We start from the raw sequence: 19,212 nt of genomic DNA, 5'->3' as shown, positions 1-19,212 counted from the left end.
TTGCATGAAGAGCTTTTCACTTCTACCCATCATATACGAACTGACATTGAATGAAAAGGGCGCAGCCATGCGGCAGTATGTGCCTGTAAAGGCAAAGAAGAGCCTTCCTCCACGGATTGTGGAAGAGGGCTCTTCGGATATTGTCTGTATGAACCGGTATGTTACTCGCGCAGAGCTTCACTTAGCCGGGTTGCCATGCCTGGTTTGGCTGTTCGTGCCAGCCGCTTGCGAAGCTGCAGGACTTCCTGGCGGAGCGCCTCGTTCTCTGCTTCAAGCTCATGAATTCTTGCCTGCAATGCTTCTGGCAGCTGCTGCTGCGGGTTGCTGTTCTTCTCTTGCATCTAATGATTCCCTCCGTCCCTGCTCTACAATTCGACGGGCACGGTCGGTTTCCTGCTCCGTTGGCGGCTGTACGCCTTCCAGAGGGTAGGGAAGATTCATCTTCTGCCACTTGTATACCCCCATTCGGTGGTAAGGAAGCAGTTCAAACTTCTCTACACCATCCAGGGCGCCAATGAAGCGGCCAAGCTCCAGCAGGTCTTCGAAGCTGTCCGTTACGCCAGGTACAAGCACGTGGCGGATCCACATCTTCCTGCCGCGGTTTGACAGATATCTCGCAAAACGCAGAATGCGATCGTTGGGTTGTGTCGTCAAAGCTTCATGCCGCTGCTTATTCAGCTGCTTCAGATCCAGCAGGACAAGATCAGCCGCATTGAGCAGACCAGTTGCTTCCGCGTGATCCGGGTCGCAAAATCCGGATGAATCAAGCGTTGTATGCAGACCAAACCGGCGCTTGATTTCCCGGAAAAGTGCGGCTACAAAGGGTGCCTGGAGAGTAGGCTCTCCACCGGTAACGGTTAAGCCGCCTCCGGACAAGCGGTAATACTTCAGATAAGGTTCGATTTCGGCAACCATATCTTCAACGGTGACCGGTTTGCCGGCTGAAGTATCCCAGGAATCAGGGTTGTGGCAGAATTGGCAGCGCAGCGCACAGCCCTGCATGAACAGTACAAAGCGGATTCCGGGACCATCCACGGTGCCGAACGTTTCGACCGAATGGATGCGGCCCTTAACAGCGTGATCAGGTTGACGAGTATTTGGCATGGCCATGACCTCCATTTCGGATGTAAGTTTAGACTTGGGTTGGCAGGCGGTACGTTCCGGAAGCAGCTATAGTACGTGTCCATGATACAAGTTACATACTGCCGTGGAAGGTACGGCTGATGACCTCCAGCTGCTGCTCGCGGGTCAACTTGATGAAGTTGACCGCATAGCCGGATACACGCACGGTCAGCTGCGGATAATTCTCCGGATGCTCCATGGCATCCATCAGCTGGGAGCGGTCGAATACATTTACATTCAGGTGATGTGCTCCCTTGCCCATGTAACCGTCGAGCATAGCTGTCAGATTACGGATCCGGTCTTCACGTTCACGGCCCAGCGCCTTCTCGACGATTGAGAATGTGTTGGAAATGCCGTCAAGCGCCTCATCGTAAGGAAGCTTCGCGACACTCGCGAGAGAGGCAAGTGCACCCTTGCGGTCACGTCCATGCATGGGGTTGGCGCCAGGTGCGAACGGTTCGCCGGCTTTCCGGCCGTCAGGTGTGGCACCGGTCTTCTTGCCATAGACGACATTGGATGTGATCGTCAGTACGGATTGAGTCGGGATAGCGCCGCGGTAGGCTTCGTGCTGGCGCAGTTTTGCCATGAAGGTCTCAACCAGTTCGACAGCCATTTGATCTACGCGCTCATCATTGTTGCCGTACTGTGGATATTCGCCTTCGATCTCGAAGTCCACTGCAATGCCTTGTTCATTGCGAATCGGCCGAACCTTCGCGTATTTAATGGCGCTCAGGCTGTCGGCTACAACGGAGAGGCCGGCGATGCCGCAGGCCATCGTACGGATGATTTCCTTGTCATGCAGAGCAAACTCAATGCGTTCGTAGCAGTACTTGTCATGCATATAGTGAATGACGTTCAGGGTGTTCATGTACAGACCGGCAAGCCAATCCAGTACGCGGTCATATCGCTTGGAAACCTCTGCGAAGTCCAGCACCTCGGTAGCGATCGGCGCTTCCTTCGGACCCACCTGCACGCCTAGCTTCTCATCCACGCCGCCGTTGATGGCATACAGCAGTGCCTTTGCCAGGTTGGCACGAGCACCGAAGAACTGCATTTGCTTGCCGATTCTCATAGCGGATACACAGCATGCAATGCCATAGTCATCGCCGTAGATCGGACGCATTAGGTCATCGCTCTCATACTGGATGGAGCTGGTTTCAATGGATACCTTGGAGCAGAAGTTCTTGAAGCCCTCAGGCAGGTCATTGGACCACAGCACGGTAAGGTTCGGTTCCGGTGCGGGGCCGAGTGTGTACAGGGTGTGCAGAATCCGGAAGCTGTTCTTCGTAACCAGCGTTCGGCCGTCTTCAGCCATACCGCCGATGGATTCCGTTACCCATGTCGGGTCGCCGCTGAACAGCTCGTTATAGTCAGGTGTCCGCAGGAACTTAACGATTCGTAGCTTCATGACGAAATGGTCGATGATTTCCTGCGCTTCCTGCTCTGTCAGCGTGCCTTCCTTAAGATCACGCTCGAAGTAGATGTCAAGGAATGTGGAGACCCGGCCAAGGCTCATTGCCGCGCCGTTCTGCTCCTTAATGGCAGCCAGGTAGGCAAAGTACAGCCACTGTACCGCTTCACGCGCATTGGCGGCAGGCCGGGAGATGTCATAGCCGTAGCTCATTGCCATCTGTTTCAATTCCTGCAGCGCACGAATCTGCTCACTGTGTTCTTCACGGGCACGGATCACATCCTCGCTCATCGCGAGTGCTTCCATTTCCTTCAGATCCTGCTTCTTCTCCTGAATAAGGCGGTCTACACCATACAGGGCAGCACGGCGGTAGTCGCCAATGATGCGTCCCCGTCCATAAGCATCTGGAAGGCCGGTGATGATTCCTGCTTTGCGGGCGTTGCGCATATCAGAGGTATAAGCATCAAATACGCCTTGGTTGTGTGTTTTGCGAATGTTTGTGAACAGGCGGACAATTTCCTCAGGCAGCTTGAAGCCGTAAGCTTCACAAGCGTCCTGTACCATACGCACACCGCCATAAGGCTGAATGCTGCGGCGGAACGGCAAGTCGGTCTGGACGCCGACGATCTTCTCGAGCTTCTCATTCAGGTAACCCGGGCCATGAGATACGATAGAGGAGGGAGTGTTAACATCTACATCCCATACACCTCCACGCTCACGCTCTTCACGGGTCAGGCGGCTGACGATATCCCACAGGTCAGCGGTTGCTTCGGTAGCGTCGCTTAGAAAATGCCCGTCACCCTCGTAGGGGGTAACATTCAGCAGAATGAAGTCGCGTACGTTTACTTTCTCTGTCCAGGCTCCGGTAACAAATCCACGCCAGGCGCCGGGAGTGCCGCCGGTTATCAGGTTTTTCTCTAGGGTAGACATATGCGCTGCCTCCTTATGGTTTATATTAAGGGCTTCCGGATGCGGACTCGCTTACTCGAACCTACCGTAAAATGCTTTGCGGTAAATCTCGGCAAGCTCGGTTACGAGCGGCATACGCGGATTGGCCGTCGTGCACTGATCTTCGAATGCACGGTCTGCCAGGTAGTCGGCTTTGGCTTCAAATGCGTCAGCGTTAACGCCAACCGCCTGAAAGCTCTCTGGAATGCCGAGCGAACGGTTCAGCTTGCGGATGGCTTCAATCAGGCTGTTAACGCCTTCGCTTACCGAACGGGCCGGCAGTCCGAGCATCCGCGCAATTTCCGCATAGCGCTCATCAGCTCTGAAGTGATCATATTTTGGGAATGATGCAAACTTGGTCGGACGCTGTGCATTGTAACGGATAACATGAGGCATCAGAATAGCATTGGTACGGCCATGGGCTGTATGGAACTCGGCCCCGAATTTATGTGCGAGGCTGTGGTTGATGCCAAGGAATGCGTTGGCGAAGGCCATGCCTGCAATCGTCGAGGCGTTGTGCATTTTCTCGCGGGCGACAGGATCACCGGTCGAGAATGATTTCTCAAGATTTTCGAATACCAGCTGGATTGCTTTCATTGCAAGGCCGTCCGAGTAGTCGTTCGCCATTACCGATACATAAGCTTCGATCGCGTGTGTCAGGACATCCATGCCGGTGTCGGCTACAACTGTCTTAGGCAGTGTATAGACGAATTCCGGATCAATGATCGCCACATCGGGTGTCAGCTCGTAGTCTGCCAGCGGGTATTTGGTGTTGCCTTTGTTCTTGTCGGTGATTACCGCGAAGGAGGTAACCTCAGAACCTGTACCCGATGTTGTCGGGATGGCAACGAATTTCGCTTTTTGGCCGAGACGCGGATATTTGTAGATCCGTTTGCGGATGTCCATAAACTTCTGCTTCAGGCCGTTGAAGTCTGTATCGGGGTATTCGTAGAACAGCCACATAGCTTTTGCGGCATCCATTGGCGATCCGCCGCCGAGAGCAATGATGCAGTCCGGCTGGAAGCGTTCCATAACAGCTGTCCCGCGGCTCACTGTGTCTACCGACGGATCGGGCTCGACATCGGAGAATACTTCAATCTGTACAGGCAGCTGACGCTTGCGGAGATAGTACTCCACTTTTTCAACGTAACCGAGCTTCATCATCATCTCGTCGGTGACAATCAGAATGCGTGAGATATCCGGCATTTTGGCCAGGTACTGAGTTGAACCCTTCTCGAAGTAGATCTTTGGCGGAATCTTAAACCACTGCATGTTAACGGTTCGGTCGGCAACACGCTTGATATTAAGCAGATTAACAGCCGAGACGTTCGAAGTTGTCGAGTTCGAGCCGTACGAACCGCAGCCTAGCGTTAGCGAAGGCAGGTTCGTGTTGTAGATGTCGCCGATTGCGCCGTGCGTCGAAGGCGAGTTCACGATAACGCGGCCGGTCTGCAGTCTCTTCGCATAGGCTTCAATAATGCGCTGATCGTTCGAGTGGATAACCGACGAGTGGCCCATGCCCCCGAAGCGGACGATCTCTGCAGCACGCTCGACGCCCTGTTCTGCCGTCTTCACTTTGTAGCAGGCCAGGATCGGGCTGAGCTTCTCTGCGGACAGCGGGAATGCTTCGCCTACACCGTTCAGCTCGGCTACCAGGATCTTCGTGTCAGCTGGTACTTTAATGCCTGCCATTTCGGCGATTTTAGCAGCTGGCTGACCGACGATAACGGCGTTGACAGCGCATTTCTCGGAGTTAATTGCGAGCTTGGATACGGCTTCTGTCTCCTCTTTGTTCAGGAAGTAGCATCCGAGGACAGACATCATCTTCTTCACCTGGTCATAGACCGGTTCTTCTATAATGACGGCCTGCTCGGAAGCACAGATCATGCCGTTGTCAAACGTCTTGGACAGGATCAGGTCTGTTACAGCCTGCTTCAGGTTTGCTGTCTTGTCGATTAAGCAAGGCACGTTACCAGGTCCGACACCAAGAGCCGGTTTACCAGTGCTGTAAGCTGCTTTAACCATTCCAGATCCCCCTGTAGCGAGCACGAGTGCCACGTCCTTGTGATTCATCAATTGCTGTGTGCCTTCAACAGAAGGCTGTTCAACCCACTGAATGCAGTTCGCAGGAGCGCCTGCCAGTACAGCTGCGTCAAGCAGAGTGCGGGCGGCTTCCACGCTGCACTTCTGTGCGGAAGGATGGAAGGCGAATACGATCGGGTTACGGGTCTTGATCGCGATCAGCGCCTTGAACATCGTGGTGGAAGTCGGGTTGGTTACCGGTGTAACACCGGCGATGACGCCGACTGGCTCAGCAATTTTCTTGTAGTTCTCGTAGTGATTCTCTTCAATAACGCCGACTGTCTTTTCTTTCTTGATGCTGTGGTAGATATACTCGGTAGCGAAGATATTCTTCGTGATCTTGTCTTCATAAACACCACGGCCAGTTTCCTCTATTGCCATCTTGGCGAGCAGCATATGCTTGTCGAGTCCGGCGAGTGCCATCTCCTGAACGATGTGGTCAATCTGCTCCTGGTTGAGCTCCATGAACTCTTCCTGGGCTTGCTTTGCACGCTTGACGAGGGCGTCTATGTTCTCTTGGACCGTCTGCTGTTCCTGAACTTTCGTTTCTTTTACCGCCATTTTTCGCCGCCTCCTTAGGGGATTGGTGCTTTAGTTAATGTCTTGATATCATCATACGCTTCCCGTTCGATAACATCTGTGAAATTAATCACAAAGCATTCGGTGCACCATCGTGATAATTGGCCCATTAGCGGAGTTCACTTAAATTCGGCACATTTCCTTCGGACAGGCTGGACAGTCGGGGCATCCGGCTATGGCGCGAAGCTCATCAATCTTCAGGATGCGGATCATGCCGCCTCCCGCAACCTGGATCACTCCGTCATCCTTCAGTGCGCCGAGCATTCTGTTGACACTCTCCCGTGTGGTGCCCACCAGCTCTGCCATTTCGGTGTTCGTCAGCTTAATGTCAATCAAAATGCCTTCCCCGGTTACGATGCCAAAGCTGTTGCTGAGCCGGATCAAAGTGGAAGCGAGTGCGCCTTGCTTGCCAAGCATAAGCAGGTCGCGCAGCTTGGATTCTGTGAGGCGGTGCATCAGACTCATCCACATTGCAAACCGGAATGCGAACTCACCGCTCTTGCTCATCAGGAGCTCCAGCTGCAGACGGGAAACGACGCCGACCTCAACAGCTTCCATGGCCTGTGCGCTGTACCGGTGCGTGGTGTCCCAAGCATCAATGTCGGCCAGCAGGTCATTCGGCTGAAGAATGGACAGCAGCAGATCCTTGCCATCGTCTGCAGACTTCCGCAGCTTAATCAGACCTTTGCGGACCAGGTAGACGGAATTGGCAGGATCCCCCTCCCAGAAGAGATAGGCTCCGGCATCATATTTCCGGATATTCATAATGGAAGCCAGCTGATCAAGCTGTCCGCTTGTAAACAGTGATGCATTCCCGTCATGGCCGCTAAAGCCGCTCTTCATTTTCTGTGCGCGTTCGGTTTCGTTTGCGTAGTAGATGCTCATGTCACCGTGCCCTCCTTTTGCTCTCGCTTTGATACCTTTATGATAAGACCTGCCGTGATTTTTGGTAATCGGGGGATTTCCTGAAAAAATACTGCGTAAAATCCTGAATCACCCGTGAGGAAAATCACACGCCCGGCGTAGGGGTTTTCCCTGGTGGTATGGGGAATAGGGCTTTGAGCGAAGATAAGGTAATAGAAGAGGCGCTTTTCAGGGAATTCCCTGAATGATATCTGAGCTGTGAAGGATTACAATGAATACACCACCTATGCAGTGCCTTGAGCGGCAGAAAGGAGGCGGCATGTATGGAGAGTGTAAAGGCGGATATTCTCAAGGAAATCGAGCGCCTTAGGCAGGAGACGGGCAGCGATTTCGCTGGGCTTGGCTGGATAGACTCTTCAGTGAGAAGGATGGCGTGGCGTTTTGCGCTGGGCAGTGTAAGCACGCGCACATTAAATATGACGCAGCGGATCAACGCGGGGCTATCCGGTGCCGCCATCCGGTCCGGACGGCCTGCTCTGATGAGCCCGAACGCCTTTGATGCAGCGGGTCAGAGGGAGGCGGAGCCGGTCATGCTGGCGGAGTCCCTGCAGGCAGCTGCGGTACTGCCGCTTTGTGCGGCAGGCGATATCAGGGGCGTACTGCTGCTCGGGAGAAGATCGGGAAGCTTCTACACCAGGGAAGAGCTGGACCAAGCGTTCGCACAAGTGGAAAAGCTGGCCGGGCGGATGCTGCAGCTGCAGGCTATGCAGCTCGGTATATCCTGACAGGCCCGATAATAGCGGTCGCAAGCATATAAGTGCAGCGGGAATCCTCCATTGCGGGGATTCTTTTTCTTTTGATAAGATGATAACAGTAACGCAGAGAATGAACGGTGCTTCTGCCTTGGCAGGATGCTGAAAGGGGAACGGGCCATGATAAGGGTACTGATATGTGACGACCATGCGGTTGTCCGCTCCGGGCTGGCGATGCTGCTCCATGGCAAGCATGATATTGAAGTAGTAGGAGAAGCGTCAGAGGGGGATGAAGCCATCCGTATGGCACTGGAGATTCAGCCCGACGTTGTGCTGATGGACCTCAGTATGCCGCATGGCAAGGATGGGATGACGGCGACAGCCGAGCTTAAGAAGGAGCTGCCCGATACGGCTGTGCTTATTCTTACGATGCATGACGATGATGAATACTTGTTCCGGGCCATCCAGATCGGAGCCTCAGGCTATATATTGAAGAATGCGCCGCATGAGGAGCTGCTGGCTGCCATTCAGTCCATAGCTGCCGGCAATGCATACCTCTATCCGACGGCAACCAAGCGGCTGATGAGCGAATATCTGCAGCGGTTGAAGCAGGGCGGGGAGCCGGCAGGCGCCTATGAGACGCTGTCCGAGCGGGAGAAGGAGATACTAGGCTGGATCGCCAAGGGCTATTCCAACAAGGAGATCGCCGATAATCTGGTGATCAGTGTCAAGACAGTGGAGACCCACAAGAGCAATTTAATGGAGAAGCTTGGACTTAAGACACGCCCGGAGCTGATTAAATTTGCCCTGAAAAAAGGACTGCTGAACTTTGAATAGAGACGGCGGGAACAGGGGTTACCGGGAAGTCATAGGCGAGAACGTCAACTATCTTCTTGCCCAGCTCGATACCCATATTGAGGATGCCGGGGTGCGTGAACATCTTCACGTGGCGCTGAGGCAGCTGGCGGATGTCAAATTCGCTCTGGATGAATCCTCCATTGTAGCGATAACAGACGCGAGGGGTATCATCCAATACGTAAATGACAAGTTCTGCGAGATATCTCAGTACAGCCGGACGGAGCTGCTCGGGGAGGATCATCGGATTATCAATTCCGGGTACCATGACAAGGCCTTCATGCAGGAGCTATGGAGAACAATCGGAAGAGGCGAGGTCTGGCGCGGAGAGATTAAGAATCGCTCGAAGAACGGCACTTACTACTGGGTGGATACGACCATTGTGCCTTTTATCAATGAGAGTGGCCGGCCTTACCAGTATCTTGCTATTCGTAATGAGGTAACGCAGCTTAAGCAGGCGGAGCATGAACTGAAACAGATGATGGCAAAGGTCATGCATATTCAGGAGGAGGAGCGCAAGCGGTTCTCCAGGGAGCTGCATGACGGAATCGGACAGAGTCTGTTCTCCCTGCTTATCCAGATTGATCGCATGATTGGCGAGCATCAGGAGCTTTCGGAGCTCGGAATGCTGCGCAGCGAGGTTTCCAACATGATGGAGGACATCCGGAGCTTGGCTTGGGAGATGCGTCCATCAGTGCTGGATGACCTTGGAGTCGTGCCGGCTATCCGGACTTATGTCGATACTTACTCTCAGCATTACGGCATTGCGATTCGGCTATCGAATAATCTGAAGAGCCGTCTTGATGTGATGGCGGAGACGACCATTTACCGGGTTATTCAGGAGTCGCTCACCAATATTGCCAAATACGCGGATGTGTCTGAGGCAGAGGTTGCAGTGGAAGAGAAGAATGATGAGGTGGAGGTACGCATTGTAGACCGCGGCAAGGGCTTTACAAGAAGCCGGGGGGGACGCGGGGTCGGTCTGTTCAGCATGGAGGAACGCGCGCGGGGGATTGGCGGACGGTTGACGGTGGATTCCGAGCCAGGGATTGGCACGGAAGTCAAGCTGATCGTTCCTAAGAGGTAACAGTTATAAGGATGCGTTATAGGCTGAGCCCTTGCACAGGAGAGCTCAGCCTTGTTTCATTTCGGGTGCTTCTTCGCTTTCATTCGTTCGCATGTATCTTTTGCCGCCCGGCACAGAACAGCCTGACAACTTGCTCGGCGGCCTGCTCAATCAACAGCGAGGCGCGGCTAACCGCCGCTTCAAGCGGCATGGGCTCAGCCGTGATGCTGAACACGGCTGTAACGCCTATGGTGTAAAGCTCGTTAATATCCGGGCCTGCCGCACCGGACAAGATGACGGTGGGAACACCATAACGCGCCGCTAGCCGGGCAACACCGCAGGGGGCCTTGCCATGAAGCGTTTGGGCATCCGTACGCCCTTCGCCGGTCAGGACCAGATCGGCAGACCGAATATGCGCTTCGAGCCCTGACATCTCTGCTGCAATGTCACAGCCGGGGACCATTCGTGCTCTGAGATACGCGATCAGGGCACCGGCCATACCGCCGGCAGCGCCGGCCCCTTGGCAGTTGTGGAGCCTTACACCGGTGGCCGCCTCTGTGTGGTCTGCCCATATCTTCAGGCAGTCATCGAGACGTCCGGCAATCTCCGGAGATGCGCCCTTCTGCGGTCCGAATACTGCAGAAGCGCCACACGGTCCAATAAGCGGGTTATCCACATCGCAAGCAGCGACGAAGGAGGCTTCCTTAATACGAGGATCGAGATGGCTGGCATCGACCTGGGCGAGCCGTTCGAGCGCCGCCCCGCCAGGGGGAAGATTCTCTCCGTGCTTGTCTAAGAGCCGGATGCCCAGCGCCTGCAGCATGCCGGCTCCCCCGTCATTGGTGGAGCTGCCGCCAAGCCCGAGGACGAAGCTGCGGCAGCCCATATCAAGACCGGCCGCAATAAGCTGTCCAACTCCGTAGGTGGACGTTATAAGCGGGTTTCTCTCCGGTTCCGCCAGGCGGTGGAGCCCGCATGCTTCCGCGGTCTCGATTATGCAGGTTCCGCTGTCCTTCAGGATACCGAATCTTGCGGGTACAGGCCGCCCCAGCGGGTCGGATACCATAACGGTGCGTGAAGTCCCGCCAGAAGCTTCAAGCAGGCAATCGAGCGTGCCTTCACCCCCGTCGGCAATCGGCGCCCTCGTCACCCGGCAGCCGGGCAGTGCAAGACGTACTCCCCGTTCCATGGCTTCCGCAGCCTCACGGGCAGTAATGCTTCCCTTATAAGAATCCGGTGCGATTACGATATGCATAACAGCATCCTCCTTATATGGGTTATGCTTACTTATGGCCGTTACACTTGTTCCTGATGCTGGCGGCGGGTACGCAAGCGCCGCCTGATCCGGAGAAACAGCCAGACGAACACGGTACCCAGGCAGATGAGAAGAATGAAGGCAGCGATGAAGGTTCCAGTGTTAGGGCCATATACGATCAGCTTGACCGGTGTTTCGGCAGTCGGAGAAATGCTCCATGTCAACGAACGGCCGCCTCTCTCCGAGACGTCAGCATTGTGACCAGCCGGAGGATAAGGCATGCTTAGCGAGACATCGAGATCGACCCGGCGCTCTGCCAGCCGTCTGACAAGAGAGGGCAGTTTGAGGTAACGCTCATACAGCTGGCTGTTCACGAGCACCTCTTCAGGCTGAATGAACATCTCTATCGTATGGATATTATAGATCCACCTATGATCACGCTTGTAGGTCAGGCGAAGACCGGTTATATCAAGCTCATATTCGTCTCCCAGTTTGCCGGTGAAGATTTCGGATCGGTTGTAATGGCGCTTAAAGGTCCAGGTTGTCATGTCGCCATCGTTCACCGAGGATGTCTCAAAGCCGTATTCCTGTATGCGCTGGCTGAGGCTCTTCATAATGAGATCAGCCGGAAGCTCAGATTGGGAGGGAAGACCGATAGAAGCCCAGATGTCCACGTTACCGGTTGCGGAAACATCAACAGCCGCATTGCCTTCTACACATCCGCTTACCGTTCCGGCGGCCAGCAGTATGGTAAGGCTGAGCAGGAAGCAGCGGATGGTCCGCAGGCAGCTGCTGTAATGTGAATTTGCTTTCATGCCCATCACCTGTCTGTATGAGGGATTTGTAAATATATGCTTCGAGCATAACAGGATAGACGTGCGCTGTAAAATGGGCCGGCTCCTTGTGCCGGGCGCTGCGAAGCTGCCCCATCAGCATGCGTACCGGGGTCTTGTATGGTATGATGAGTGAAGTAGAGAAGCTGGCAGCCCCTGCAGGCATCCGGTTTATATTAATGATAGAACGAGGAATTATTATGCCGATAATGACAATTGAACATATTACGAAGAGCTACGGAGACAAGATGCTGTTTGAGGACGTCACCTTTGGAGTGGATGAAGGCGATAAGATCGGCATCATCGGCGTCAACGGTGCCGGCAAATCAACCTTCCTGAAGGTGCTCGCGGGAGTAGAACCTCCCGACTCGGGCGGTATTACGAAGAGTACGAAAGCTACGGTCAGGATGCTGGCCCAGAACCCGGAGTATGATCCGGAAGAGACCGTGCTGGAGCATGTATTTCGCGGCGATCTTCCAGAGCTGCATGCGGCGCGCGAGTATGCGGAGGCGCTAGAGCTTTCGGCGCTGCAGCCTCAGAGCCAGGAGCTGCAGGAGCGGCTGATGAAAGCAAGCCAGCAGATGGATGTGCTGGGTGCCTGGCATATCGAGAGCGACGCCAAGGCGGCACTTGGAAAGCTGGGCATTCACCAGTTCGATGCCAGGATGGGTTCGTTGTCCGGCGGTCAGCGCAAGCGTGTGGCGATGGCGGCTGCCTTAATCCAGCCAGCGGATTTGCTCATTCTCGACGAGCCGACGAACCATATCGATAATGAGTCTGTCGCATGGCTGGAGCAGGCGCTTCAGAAGCGCAAGGGCGCGCTGTTGATGATTACGCATGACCGTTATTTCCTTGACCGGGTCAGCAACCGCATCATGGAGCTGGACCGGGGCAGGGCGTTCTTCTATACGGCGAACTACAGCCGGTTTCTGGAGCTGAAGCTGGAGCGCGAGGAACGGGAGGCGGCTACGGAAGCCAAGCGGCAGAACCTGCTGCGCAATGAGTTGGCCTGGATCAGGCGGGGAGCCAAAGCCAGAACGACCAAGCAGAAGGCGAGAATTGAACGGTTCGAAGCGCTCCAGGACGATGCGCCGCAGAAGGCCGGCGGCAAGGTGGAGCTGTCCGTTGCCTCAACTCGTCTAGGGAAGAAAATTATCGAGATCGACCATGTGGCCAAGCGCTATGGCGACCGGGAATTGATCCGTGATCTGAGCTACATTGCTGTACCGGAGGACAGGGTCGGTATTATTGGCCGCAACGGCACCGGCAAGTCGACACTGCTAAAGCTTATTGCCGGAGAGATTGAGCCGGACGCAGGCAGTGTTGAACGCGGGCCAACGGTTACTATTGGATGGTTCCGCCAGGAGATGGATGAGCCGGATCCTTCCAAACGGGTAATTGACTATATCCGGGAGGCTGCGGAGCAGGTCAGAACCGGGGATGGCACCACCGTTTCCGCTTCGCAGATGCTTGAGCGGTTTTTATTTGACGGTCCTATGCAGTGGACGCCGATCGGCAAGCTTTCGGGCGGCGAGAAGAGGCGGCTGCAGCTGCTTCGCGTCCTGATTGCGGCACCAAACGTACTACTGCTGGATGAGCCAACCAATGATCTTGATATTCCGACGCTTAATGTGCTGGAGGATTACCTAGATGAGTTTCCGGGCGTTGTATTCGTCGTCTCCCACGACCGTTATTTCCTCGACCGCACGGTTCACCGGATTCTTGCCTTTGAAGGCGACGGGACAGTCAGCCATCATACAGGCAACTATTCCGAGGTAGCGGAGCGCACGGAGAAGGGCTCACAGAGGGAAGAGGCGCGGGGCGCTGAAGCGAAGGAACGGGCAGACGCTCCCTCACGTGAACAGTCACGCGAGAAGCTGCGGATGAGCTATAAGGAGCAGAAGGATTTTGAACAGATCGACGGCTGGATCGCGGAGGCGGAAGAGGCGCTGGACAGGGTAGGAGAGGCAATGGAGCAGGCGGGAAGTGATTCAGTACGGCTGCAGGAGCTCATGCAGGAGCAGCAGCAGCTGGAGACCAAGCTGGAAGAGCTGATGGACCGCTGGACCTACCTGAATGAGCTGGCGGAGCAGATCGCACAGCAGAAGAAATCCTGACCGTAAACATAAGAAAGGCCCGCTGGTCTCAAGTTCGACCGGCGGGCCTTGTCTATGTGTGATGTCTTAACCGTTGAACGCACGAAGCATCCATACATGCTTCTCAAGCGAGGTGTGGATCGCCAGCAGCATGTCGGCTGTTGTCTCGTCTCCGGCTTCCTGTGCAAGCGAGATGCCATCCTTGAGCTCCTGGATAATCGTCGTGAAATCCTTGATGACGGCATCGACCATCGCGACAGCGTTCTCGCTGCCGTCTGCTTCCTTCACGCTCGACAAGGACAAGTAGTCGGTCATTTTGGCAACCGGCTGGCCCTGCAGAGCAAGAAGACGCTCGGCAATCTCGTCGATATGCAGTGCAGCTTCCTCATACAGCTCCTGAAATTTGGCGTGTAGGGTAAAAAACTGCTGGCCTTTCACATACCAGTGGTAGTTGTGAAGCTTGACGTACAGGACGCTCCAGTTGGCGATTTGTTTGTTCAGTACATTATGGATGTTATTCATTGTAAGTCCTCCTTTTAGTTAGCCGCATTCCATCATACCTTAGGTAGATCCGTTTATTCAGTGACACAGGTTGCACCGGGTCACGTAATAACAGGATAACCTGATACAATATTTTAAATATTACTATATAATAATTATTATAAATAAGGATGGGGATTTGTCAAGAAATAAAAGGCGGCGAAACAGTTGAGCGGGTTAAACGGTTCCCACGGCAAAACCGCCTTGTCCGCTGCGTACAGGGTGAAGGCGGCTTGCTGTGGAAGGACTTTTTATTGGAAGCTGCGGTTGTACTGCGAATTGGACTGCATCCCGCTGCCCGTAATTGAAGACGTAAAGGACTGTACGTTATTTTCCAGCTGATTGCACAGCTGTGACACATGCTGCATTTGCTGAATAGCGGATTGATGACCCTGCAGAGCGGTCTGAATCGATTGAACGGCTTGATGCTCGCGCTGAGCCAGCTGCTCCAGCATGGATGCGTTTTGCTGCTCCTGCTGCAGCATTTGCTGATACAGCTGGGAAGCTTGCTGCGTTTGCTGAATCAACTGCTGGACGACCTGCTCGCACTGTCTGATCTGCTGGGCAATGCTGTTAGTTGCGTACATGGAAAGGTACCCTCCAATAATCCGATTTTTTGACGGAACTGCTGTCCCTGGATTAGGATGGCATTATAGTGACAAATTATGCAGGGTAGAGAGTAAATTCTAACTTCACGAGGTGGGAAATCATATGGAATGGAACTTCGTATTCAGGGTGGATCATCTCAACAAGACAGGCGAGGAGCGCAACCTGAAGGGGCTGTTGTTCACGGATGATAAGAATCCGCCGTCTGCGGAGGCGATTCTTACGTTTTTGAAGGACTGCGGTTATGACGTACGGGTTAAGGATGCGGAACAGCTGATTTTCCAGGATGAAAATCCGGACAACCCTGTGGAAATCAGGATCGTGAAGCTCGGAAATGAGGAAGAAATGCACAGTGATACTGCGCTTCGTTATCTGGCGGAGCAGTTCCGCCGCCCGGGGCCGCAGATTGGCGGATAGCAGCTGACGCCTTGCAGCACGAAGGGCGGCGATGCGGCTGACGCTAGCCTTGGAGGATTTTCACCATATACGTACGGGTTCTGGGCCCGTCGAATTCGCAAAAATAAATGCCCTGCCACCGGCCAAGCTGCAGGTCTCCTCCGTCAATCAGGACCGTCTGGCTTGTCCCGGTCGTCAGTGCCTTCAGATGCGAGGCTGTATTTCCCTCTGCGTGGCGGTATTTCGGATGCTCCCAGGGATACACCTCATCCAGCCTCATCAGAATATCATGCTTGACGTCGGGATCTGCATTTTCCTGAATGGTAATACCCGCGGTTGTATGGGGACAGTAAATGATAGCAATTCCGTCCTGTACCTCCGAGCGGGCGGCAAGAGATTTAACCTGGCGGGTAATGTCGATCATCTCATCCCTGCGTGAAGTGCGCAGGGTTTCCGTGAATGTGAACATTCAGAAACAGCTCCTTTACTGATAATGAACTTCTCCAGATAGTGTGGCATGGCATGGGAACCGGTGTCAATCAGCCTGGGAGACGGATGCTCCATTCCCTCTCCAAAAGCAGATAACAGAGCTCAGAAAGGGCTAGGGAATCTCTGAGTCGGTATGATAAGATGGCAGTACACAAAGTCCACTTTGACTGAAGGGAGACTTAACTAAGAATGAGTCGTAAGAAAATACGGAAAGCGGTGCTGCCTGCAGGCGGACTCGGTACACGGTTTCTGCCGGCAACCAAGGCTCAGCCCAAAGAAATGCTGCCGCTTATTGATAAGCCCGCTATCCAATATATCGTTGAAGAGGCGGTAGCCTCCGGCATAGAGAGCATCATGATCGTAACCGGCCGCAACAAGCGCGCGATCGAAGACCACTTTGACAAGTCGGTTGAGCTTGAGGCTACGCTTGAAGAGAGAGCCAATGAGGAGCTGCTTGCAATGGTTCAAGAGGTTTCGCATATGGCCGATATTTATTATGTCAGACAGCGGGAGCCGCTTGGACTTGGCCATGCTGTGCTGTGCGCCAGAAATTTTGTGGAAAATGAGCCGTTTGCTGTTCTTCTTGGTGATGATATTCTCGTTTCCGACCCGCCTTGTCTAAAGGATATGATTGACCGGTACTATCTTACCCAGTCGTCGGTTATAGCTGTGACAGAGGTCCCATGGGAGCATACGGACAGGTATGGAATCGTATCGCTTGAGCCCGGCAGGGAGGATGGCGCGATCCGGGAGCTGGTTGAGAAGCCGCCGCTGGGACAGGCGCCATCCAATCTTGCGGTCGTCGGACGGTATGTGCTTACGCCGGATATATTCACATATCTGGAGAACGCCCAGCCAGGCAAGGGAGGAGAGATTCAGCTGACTGACAGTCTGCAGAGGCTGAATACTGTGTCGCAGATGTGCGCTTATCCTTTCAAGGGAAAGCGTTATGACGTAGGTGACAAGCTGGGCTTCGTACAGGCGACGATTGACCTGGCCCTTACAAGGGATGATCTCTCCGAGCAAGTGCTGGCCTATATGAAACAGCGGATAGCAGAATTAAACTAACAGATACTTGTGATTGAGTACCCCCCTGGGGTATGGTATGATGGGGTTAACGGGGGTGAGGGAATGGCAGAACAGCAGAAAAATACAGCATCGGCGCCTGCAGCAGCCGAACTGACAGGGGAAGAATGCTGCTCGAATACGCATTTGGACGGGGATGAGCGCAGGAGCCACCATAGTGATAAGCTGAAGAGCAATCTGATTTCCCGCCTCAACCGCATAGAGGGACAGGTGCGAGGTGTGCGTGGAATGATTGAGCGGGACGTCTATTGTGATGATGTCTTGAACCAGATTGCTGCAGTCCAGTCTGCTTTGAACGGAGTCGGCAAGCTGCTGCTCGAAAGCCACATGAAAGGCTGTGTAGCGGGCCGGCTCGAGTCAGGCGACCGGCAGGTGCTCGACGAGCTGCTTGGCACCATACACAAGCTGTTAAAGTAAAATAGAAGGTTGAAGCCGTGCACCGGACAGGTGCACGGCTTTTTGCAGTAGGTTAAGCCGAGTGCTCTAGTGCTGAGAAATGTATCATCCTTTTATAAGAAAATCCGCTGTCAGGCAGTAAAAAAACAGGCGTCAAGCCTTGACTTTGATAATGAGAACCATTATCATTATGGAAGATAAGATTATTAATGACCAATGATTTTTTTCATATAGACGAAAGCCTGATCATAAGGGAGATGTTGGACCAATGGAGAGACTGTACACCCGCCAGCTTGATATCAGCTATGATGACCGGCTTATTGTTGAGCGGCTGAATCTTGTTGTGCCTTCCGGTAAAATAACCGCTCTGGTTGGAGCGAATGGATCGGGTAAATCAACGATTCTGAAGACAATGGCGCGGATCATGAAGCCGAAGGGCGGGGGAGTCTTCCTGGACGGCAAGGTTATCCATGAGCAGTCGACGAAGGAAGTCGCGAAGCAGCTTGCAATACTTCCCCAGAACCCGGTTGCGCCGGATGGCTTAACTGTTCAAGAGCTTGTCGGGTACGGACGTTTTCCTCATCAGAAGGGCTTTGGTTCCCTAAGCAAAGCAGATAAGGAAATTATCGAGTGGGCGGTGACGGTGACTGGAATGACGGCTTTCGCAAGCCGCCCGGTCGATCAGCTGTCAGGCGGACAACGCCAGCGTGCCTGGATTGCGATGGCGTTGGCGCAGCAGACCGATATTCTGTTCCTGGATGAGCCGACAACATTCCTGGACATGGCTCATCAGCTTGAGGTGCTTAAGCTTCTCCAGAAGCTGAATGAGGAAGAGAACCGTACCATTATCATGGTAGTCCATGACCTTAATCACGCGACCCGCTATGCGCATCACATGGTAGCGATTAAATCCGGCAAGGTTGCCGGTGAAGGAACGCCGGAGCAGGTCATGACTAAGGATGTTTTGCGTGAGGTATTTGGTATTGAGGCGGATATTATCTACGACCCACGTACAGGTGTACCGCTGTGCCTGCCATTTGAGCTGTCAACAGAAGGCAAGGCGGCAGCAGAACCGGATAAGGAAACCGCCCAGCCGAAGCGCCGCGAGCTTATTGGAGCAGCAGGGTAGCAAACGGCTGTGCGCAATAGAATGGATCACAACGAGGCCCGTTAACCGTTACAGGTTACCGGGCCTTTCGTTATGATGCAGCTCTACCGTTAAGGCAGAAGGGTCAGGCCAATAGAGGCGCCAGGGGGAACTGCTGTGGACAGCAGAGCTGGCGGCACATGCTGACCGTTCAGCCGGATGGTGTACGATATGCCGCTGCCCGCTCCCATGTATATGCCTCCGACAGAGAGCAGCTGCCCGTTCCAGGAAAAGCGGACAACACCTGTTTCAACAAGAGCCTGATGCACGGTTAAGCCTGGCCGGTAGCGTACCGAATAGGGCTGGGTGATCCATGGAAATGCGGTGCCGCCGTTGATTACGACAGTGATGAAAGAAGCGGGCGCTTCCGGAGGCTGCGGGTATGGATAGGGAGCAGGGTTTGGCTGCCAACCCAGCCAGCCAAGCCAGGGAGCGAACGGCAAATTTCCATAGGAGCCGCTTGGGTGCACTCCCGGACTCACACTGCCGGCAGGCGGCGTTACTGCAGAAGTGCCAGGATTGATGTTTCCTCCTGCTGACGGCGGGGGTGGCGGGGGAGTAGGGGATCCAGGATTAATGCTGCGTTCTTCCCTGATGGAAGCTCTGCCTTGTTTGTTAAACGCTGATGACATGACATGCACTCCTTCTCAACCGCATCTCAAGCAGACGTTACTTGGCGGTTATTGATG

The 19,212-nt window shown here is 54.1% G+C and carries 19 protein-coding genes; 8 read left to right on the top strand and 11 right to left on the bottom strand.

The annotated features are described in order from the left end of the window. Positions 1-161 precede the first annotated feature (161 nt). The 5 genes from L1N82_RS15455 to L1N82_RS15435 all read right to left on the bottom strand — a co-directional run bounded on the left by L1N82_RS15455 (position 162) and on the right by L1N82_RS15435 (position 7,027). Positions 162-341, bottom strand: a complete 180-nt coding sequence (locus tag L1N82_RS15455; protein ID WP_235288350.1) for a hypothetical protein — start codon at positions 339-341, stop codon at positions 162-164. Continuing rightward, positions 277-1,104 carry a pyruvate formate-lyase-activating protein gene (gene pflA, locus L1N82_RS15450; RefSeq protein ID WP_235288349.1) on the bottom strand — a complete coding sequence of 276 codons (828 nt, stop codon included), beginning with the start codon at positions 1,102-1,104 and terminating at the stop codon, positions 277-279. The genes L1N82_RS15455 and pflA overlap by 65 nt, the downstream gene beginning before the upstream one ends. 91 nt (positions 1,105-1,195) lie before the next feature. Further along, positions 1,196-3,463, bottom strand: a complete 2,268-nt coding sequence (gene pflB, locus L1N82_RS15445; RefSeq protein WP_235288348.1) for a formate C-acetyltransferase — start codon at positions 3,461-3,463, stop codon at positions 1,196-1,198. 51 nt (positions 3,464-3,514) lie between these two features. Then, positions 3,515-6,124, bottom strand: a complete 2,610-nt coding sequence (gene adhE / locus L1N82_RS15440; RefSeq protein WP_235288347.1) for a bifunctional acetaldehyde-CoA/alcohol dehydrogenase — start codon at positions 6,122-6,124, stop codon at positions 3,515-3,517. A gap of 141 nt (positions 6,125-6,265) precedes the next feature. Next, complete coding sequence (locus L1N82_RS15435; protein WP_235288346.1) at positions 6,266-7,027, bottom strand: Crp/Fnr family transcriptional regulator; 762 nt, start codon at positions 7,025-7,027, stop codon at positions 6,266-6,268. Between the two features lie 302 nt (positions 7,028-7,329). On the opposite strand from L1N82_RS15435, the gene L1N82_RS15430 reads away from it, so the two are divergent. The 3 genes from L1N82_RS15430 (at position 7,330) to L1N82_RS15420 (ending at position 9,700) form a co-directional block, all read left to right on the top strand. Continuing rightward, entirely contained in the window at positions 7,330-7,791 is a 462-nt protein-coding gene (locus L1N82_RS15430; protein ID WP_235288345.1) for a GAF domain-containing protein, read from the top strand. A 147-nt stretch (positions 7,792-7,938) separates the two neighbouring features. After that, positions 7,939-8,595 carry a response regulator transcription factor gene (locus L1N82_RS15425; RefSeq protein ID WP_235288344.1) on the top strand — a complete coding sequence of 219 codons (657 nt, stop codon included), beginning with the start codon at positions 7,939-7,941 and terminating at the stop codon, positions 8,593-8,595. Further along, positions 8,588-9,700, top strand: coding sequence for a PAS domain-containing sensor histidine kinase (locus L1N82_RS15420; protein WP_235288343.1), 1,113 nt, complete (start codon positions 8,588-8,590; stop codon positions 9,698-9,700). Before L1N82_RS15425 ends, L1N82_RS15420 begins: the two co-directional genes overlap by 8 nt. Positions 9,701-9,779: 79 nt before the next feature. Here L1N82_RS15420 and L1N82_RS15415 read toward each other — a convergent pair whose 3' ends face one another. Further along, complete coding sequence (locus L1N82_RS15415; RefSeq protein WP_235288342.1) at positions 9,780-10,934, bottom strand: glycerate kinase; 1,155 nt, start codon at positions 10,932-10,934, stop codon at positions 9,780-9,782. Positions 10,935-10,975: 41 nt separating this feature from the next. Beyond that, entirely contained in the window at positions 10,976-11,749 is a 774-nt protein-coding gene (locus L1N82_RS15410) for a hypothetical protein (RefSeq protein WP_235288341.1), read from the bottom strand. A gap of 218 nt (positions 11,750-11,967) precedes the next feature. Here L1N82_RS15410 and L1N82_RS15405 point away from each other — a divergent pair, with 218 nt between their 5' ends. Further along, positions 11,968-13,884, top strand: a complete 1,917-nt coding sequence (locus L1N82_RS15405; protein WP_235288468.1) for an ABC-F family ATP-binding cassette domain-containing protein — start codon at positions 11,968-11,970, stop codon at positions 13,882-13,884. Positions 13,885-13,950: 66 nt separating this feature from the next. Here the strand turns inward: L1N82_RS15405 and L1N82_RS15400 are convergent, their stop codons facing one another. Both L1N82_RS15400 and L1N82_RS15395 read right to left on the bottom strand, forming a co-directional pair. Then, positions 13,951-14,385, bottom strand: coding sequence for a Dps family protein (locus L1N82_RS15400; protein WP_235288340.1), 435 nt, complete (start codon positions 14,383-14,385; stop codon positions 13,951-13,953). A gap of 269 nt (positions 14,386-14,654) precedes the next feature. Then, positions 14,655-14,990, bottom strand: a complete 336-nt coding sequence (locus L1N82_RS15395) for a hypothetical protein (protein WP_235288339.1) — start codon at positions 14,988-14,990, stop codon at positions 14,655-14,657. 124 nt (positions 14,991-15,114) lie between these two features. On the opposite strand from L1N82_RS15395, the gene L1N82_RS15390 reads away from it, so the two are divergent. Beyond that, on the top strand, positions 15,115-15,426 hold the full coding sequence (locus tag L1N82_RS15390) for a hypothetical protein (RefSeq protein ID WP_235288338.1): 312 nt from the start codon (positions 15,115-15,117) through the stop codon (positions 15,424-15,426). 43 nt (positions 15,427-15,469) lie between these two features. Here the strand turns inward: L1N82_RS15390 and L1N82_RS15385 are convergent, their stop codons facing one another. Next, the gene (locus L1N82_RS15385; RefSeq protein WP_235288337.1) at positions 15,470-15,874 is read right to left on the bottom strand and encodes a secondary thiamine-phosphate synthase enzyme YjbQ; all 405 of its coding nucleotides are present in this window, start codon (positions 15,872-15,874) and stop codon (positions 15,470-15,472) included. A 209-nt stretch (positions 15,875-16,083) separates the two neighbouring features. Here L1N82_RS15385 and galU point away from each other — a divergent pair, with 209 nt between their 5' ends. From galU to L1N82_RS15370, 3 genes are all read left to right on the top strand, one after another. Beyond that, on the top strand, positions 16,084-16,962 hold the full coding sequence (gene galU, locus L1N82_RS15380) for a UTP--glucose-1-phosphate uridylyltransferase GalU (protein WP_235288336.1): 879 nt from the start codon (positions 16,084-16,086) through the stop codon (positions 16,960-16,962). 63 nt (positions 16,963-17,025) lie between these two features. Further along, positions 17,026-17,397: a metal-sensitive transcriptional regulator gene (locus L1N82_RS15375; protein WP_235288335.1), complete on the top strand. Its 372-nt coding sequence runs from the start codon at positions 17,026-17,028 to the stop codon at positions 17,395-17,397. 247 nt (positions 17,398-17,644) lie between these two features. Next, on the top strand, positions 17,645-18,505 hold the full coding sequence (locus L1N82_RS15370; protein WP_235288334.1) for an ABC transporter ATP-binding protein: 861 nt from the start codon (positions 17,645-17,647) through the stop codon (positions 18,503-18,505). A gap of 89 nt (positions 18,506-18,594) precedes the next feature. On the opposite strand, the gene L1N82_RS15365 is transcribed toward L1N82_RS15370, so the two are convergent. Beyond that, positions 18,595-19,155 carry a hypothetical protein gene (locus L1N82_RS15365; RefSeq protein ID WP_235288333.1) on the bottom strand — a complete coding sequence of 187 codons (561 nt, stop codon included), beginning with the start codon at positions 19,153-19,155 and terminating at the stop codon, positions 18,595-18,597. Between the last annotated feature and the right edge of the window lie 57 nt (positions 19,156-19,212).

The sequence above is a fragment of the Paenibacillus tarimensis genome (genome assembly GCF_021532315.1).
In the GTDB taxonomy this organism is placed as follows: Bacteria; Bacillota; Bacilli; order Paenibacillales; family Paenibacillaceae; genus Paenibacillus_I; species Paenibacillus_I tarimensis.
Note: the sequence above shows the minus strand (reverse complement) of the source record. Positions and strands in the feature narration are given on the sequence as shown.

What these genes read in the sequence shown, in the direction of transcription:
- L1N82_RS15425 (WP_235288344.1), top strand. Translation starts at nt 7,939, where the DNA reads ATGATAAGGGTACTGATATGTGACGACCATGCGGTTGTCCGCTCCGGG.
- L1N82_RS15435 (WP_235288346.1), bottom strand. Translation starts at nt 7,027, where the DNA reads ATGAGCATCTACTACGCAAACGAAACCGAACGCGCACAGAAAATGAAG.
- L1N82_RS15390 (WP_235288338.1), top strand. Translation starts at nt 15,115, where the DNA reads ATGGAATGGAACTTCGTATTCAGGGTGGATCATCTCAACAAGACAGGC.
- L1N82_RS15430 (WP_235288345.1), top strand. Translation starts at nt 7,330, where the DNA reads ATGGAGAGTGTAAAGGCGGATATTCTCAAGGAAATCGAGCGCCTTAGG.
- L1N82_RS15400 (WP_235288340.1), bottom strand. Translation starts at nt 14,385, where the DNA reads ATGAATAACATCCATAATGTACTGAACAAACAAATCGCCAACTGGAGC.
- L1N82_RS15370 (WP_235288334.1), top strand. Translation starts at nt 17,645, where the DNA reads ATGGAGAGACTGTACACCCGCCAGCTTGATATCAGCTATGATGACCGG.
- L1N82_RS15415 (WP_235288342.1), bottom strand. Translation starts at nt 10,934, where the DNA reads ATGCATATCGTAATCGCACCGGATTCTTATAAGGGAAGCATTACTGCC.
- L1N82_RS15385 (WP_235288337.1), bottom strand. Translation starts at nt 15,874, where the DNA reads ATGTTCACATTCACGGAAACCCTGCGCACTTCACGCAGGGATGAGATG.
- galU (WP_235288336.1), top strand. Translation starts at nt 16,084, where the DNA reads ATGAGTCGTAAGAAAATACGGAAAGCGGTGCTGCCTGCAGGCGGACTC.
- L1N82_RS15375 (WP_235288335.1), top strand. Translation starts at nt 17,026, where the DNA reads ATGGCAGAACAGCAGAAAAATACAGCATCGGCGCCTGCAGCAGCCGAA.
- adhE (WP_235288347.1), bottom strand. Translation starts at nt 6,124, where the DNA reads ATGGCGGTAAAAGAAACGAAAGTTCAGGAACAGCAGACGGTCCAAGAG.
- L1N82_RS15405 (WP_235288468.1), top strand. Translation starts at nt 11,968, where the DNA reads ATGCCGATAATGACAATTGAACATATTACGAAGAGCTACGGAGACAAG.
- L1N82_RS15410 (WP_235288341.1), bottom strand. Translation starts at nt 11,749, where the DNA reads ATGAAAGCAAATTCACATTACAGCAGCTGCCTGCGGACCATCCGCTGC.
- pflB (WP_235288348.1), bottom strand. Translation starts at nt 3,463, where the DNA reads ATGTCTACCCTAGAGAAAAACCTGATAACCGGCGGCACTCCCGGCGCC.
- L1N82_RS15395 (WP_235288339.1), bottom strand. Translation starts at nt 14,990, where the DNA reads ATGTACGCAACTAACAGCATTGCCCAGCAGATCAGACAGTGCGAGCAG.
- pflA (WP_235288349.1), bottom strand. Translation starts at nt 1,104, where the DNA reads ATGCCAAATACTCGTCAACCTGATCACGCTGTTAAGGGCCGCATCCAT.
- L1N82_RS15455 (WP_235288350.1), bottom strand. Translation starts at nt 341, where the DNA reads ATGCAAGAGAAGAACAGCAACCCGCAGCAGCAGCTGCCAGAAGCATTG.
- L1N82_RS15365 (WP_235288333.1), bottom strand. Translation starts at nt 19,155, where the DNA reads ATGTCATCAGCGTTTAACAAACAAGGCAGAGCTTCCATCAGGGAAGAA.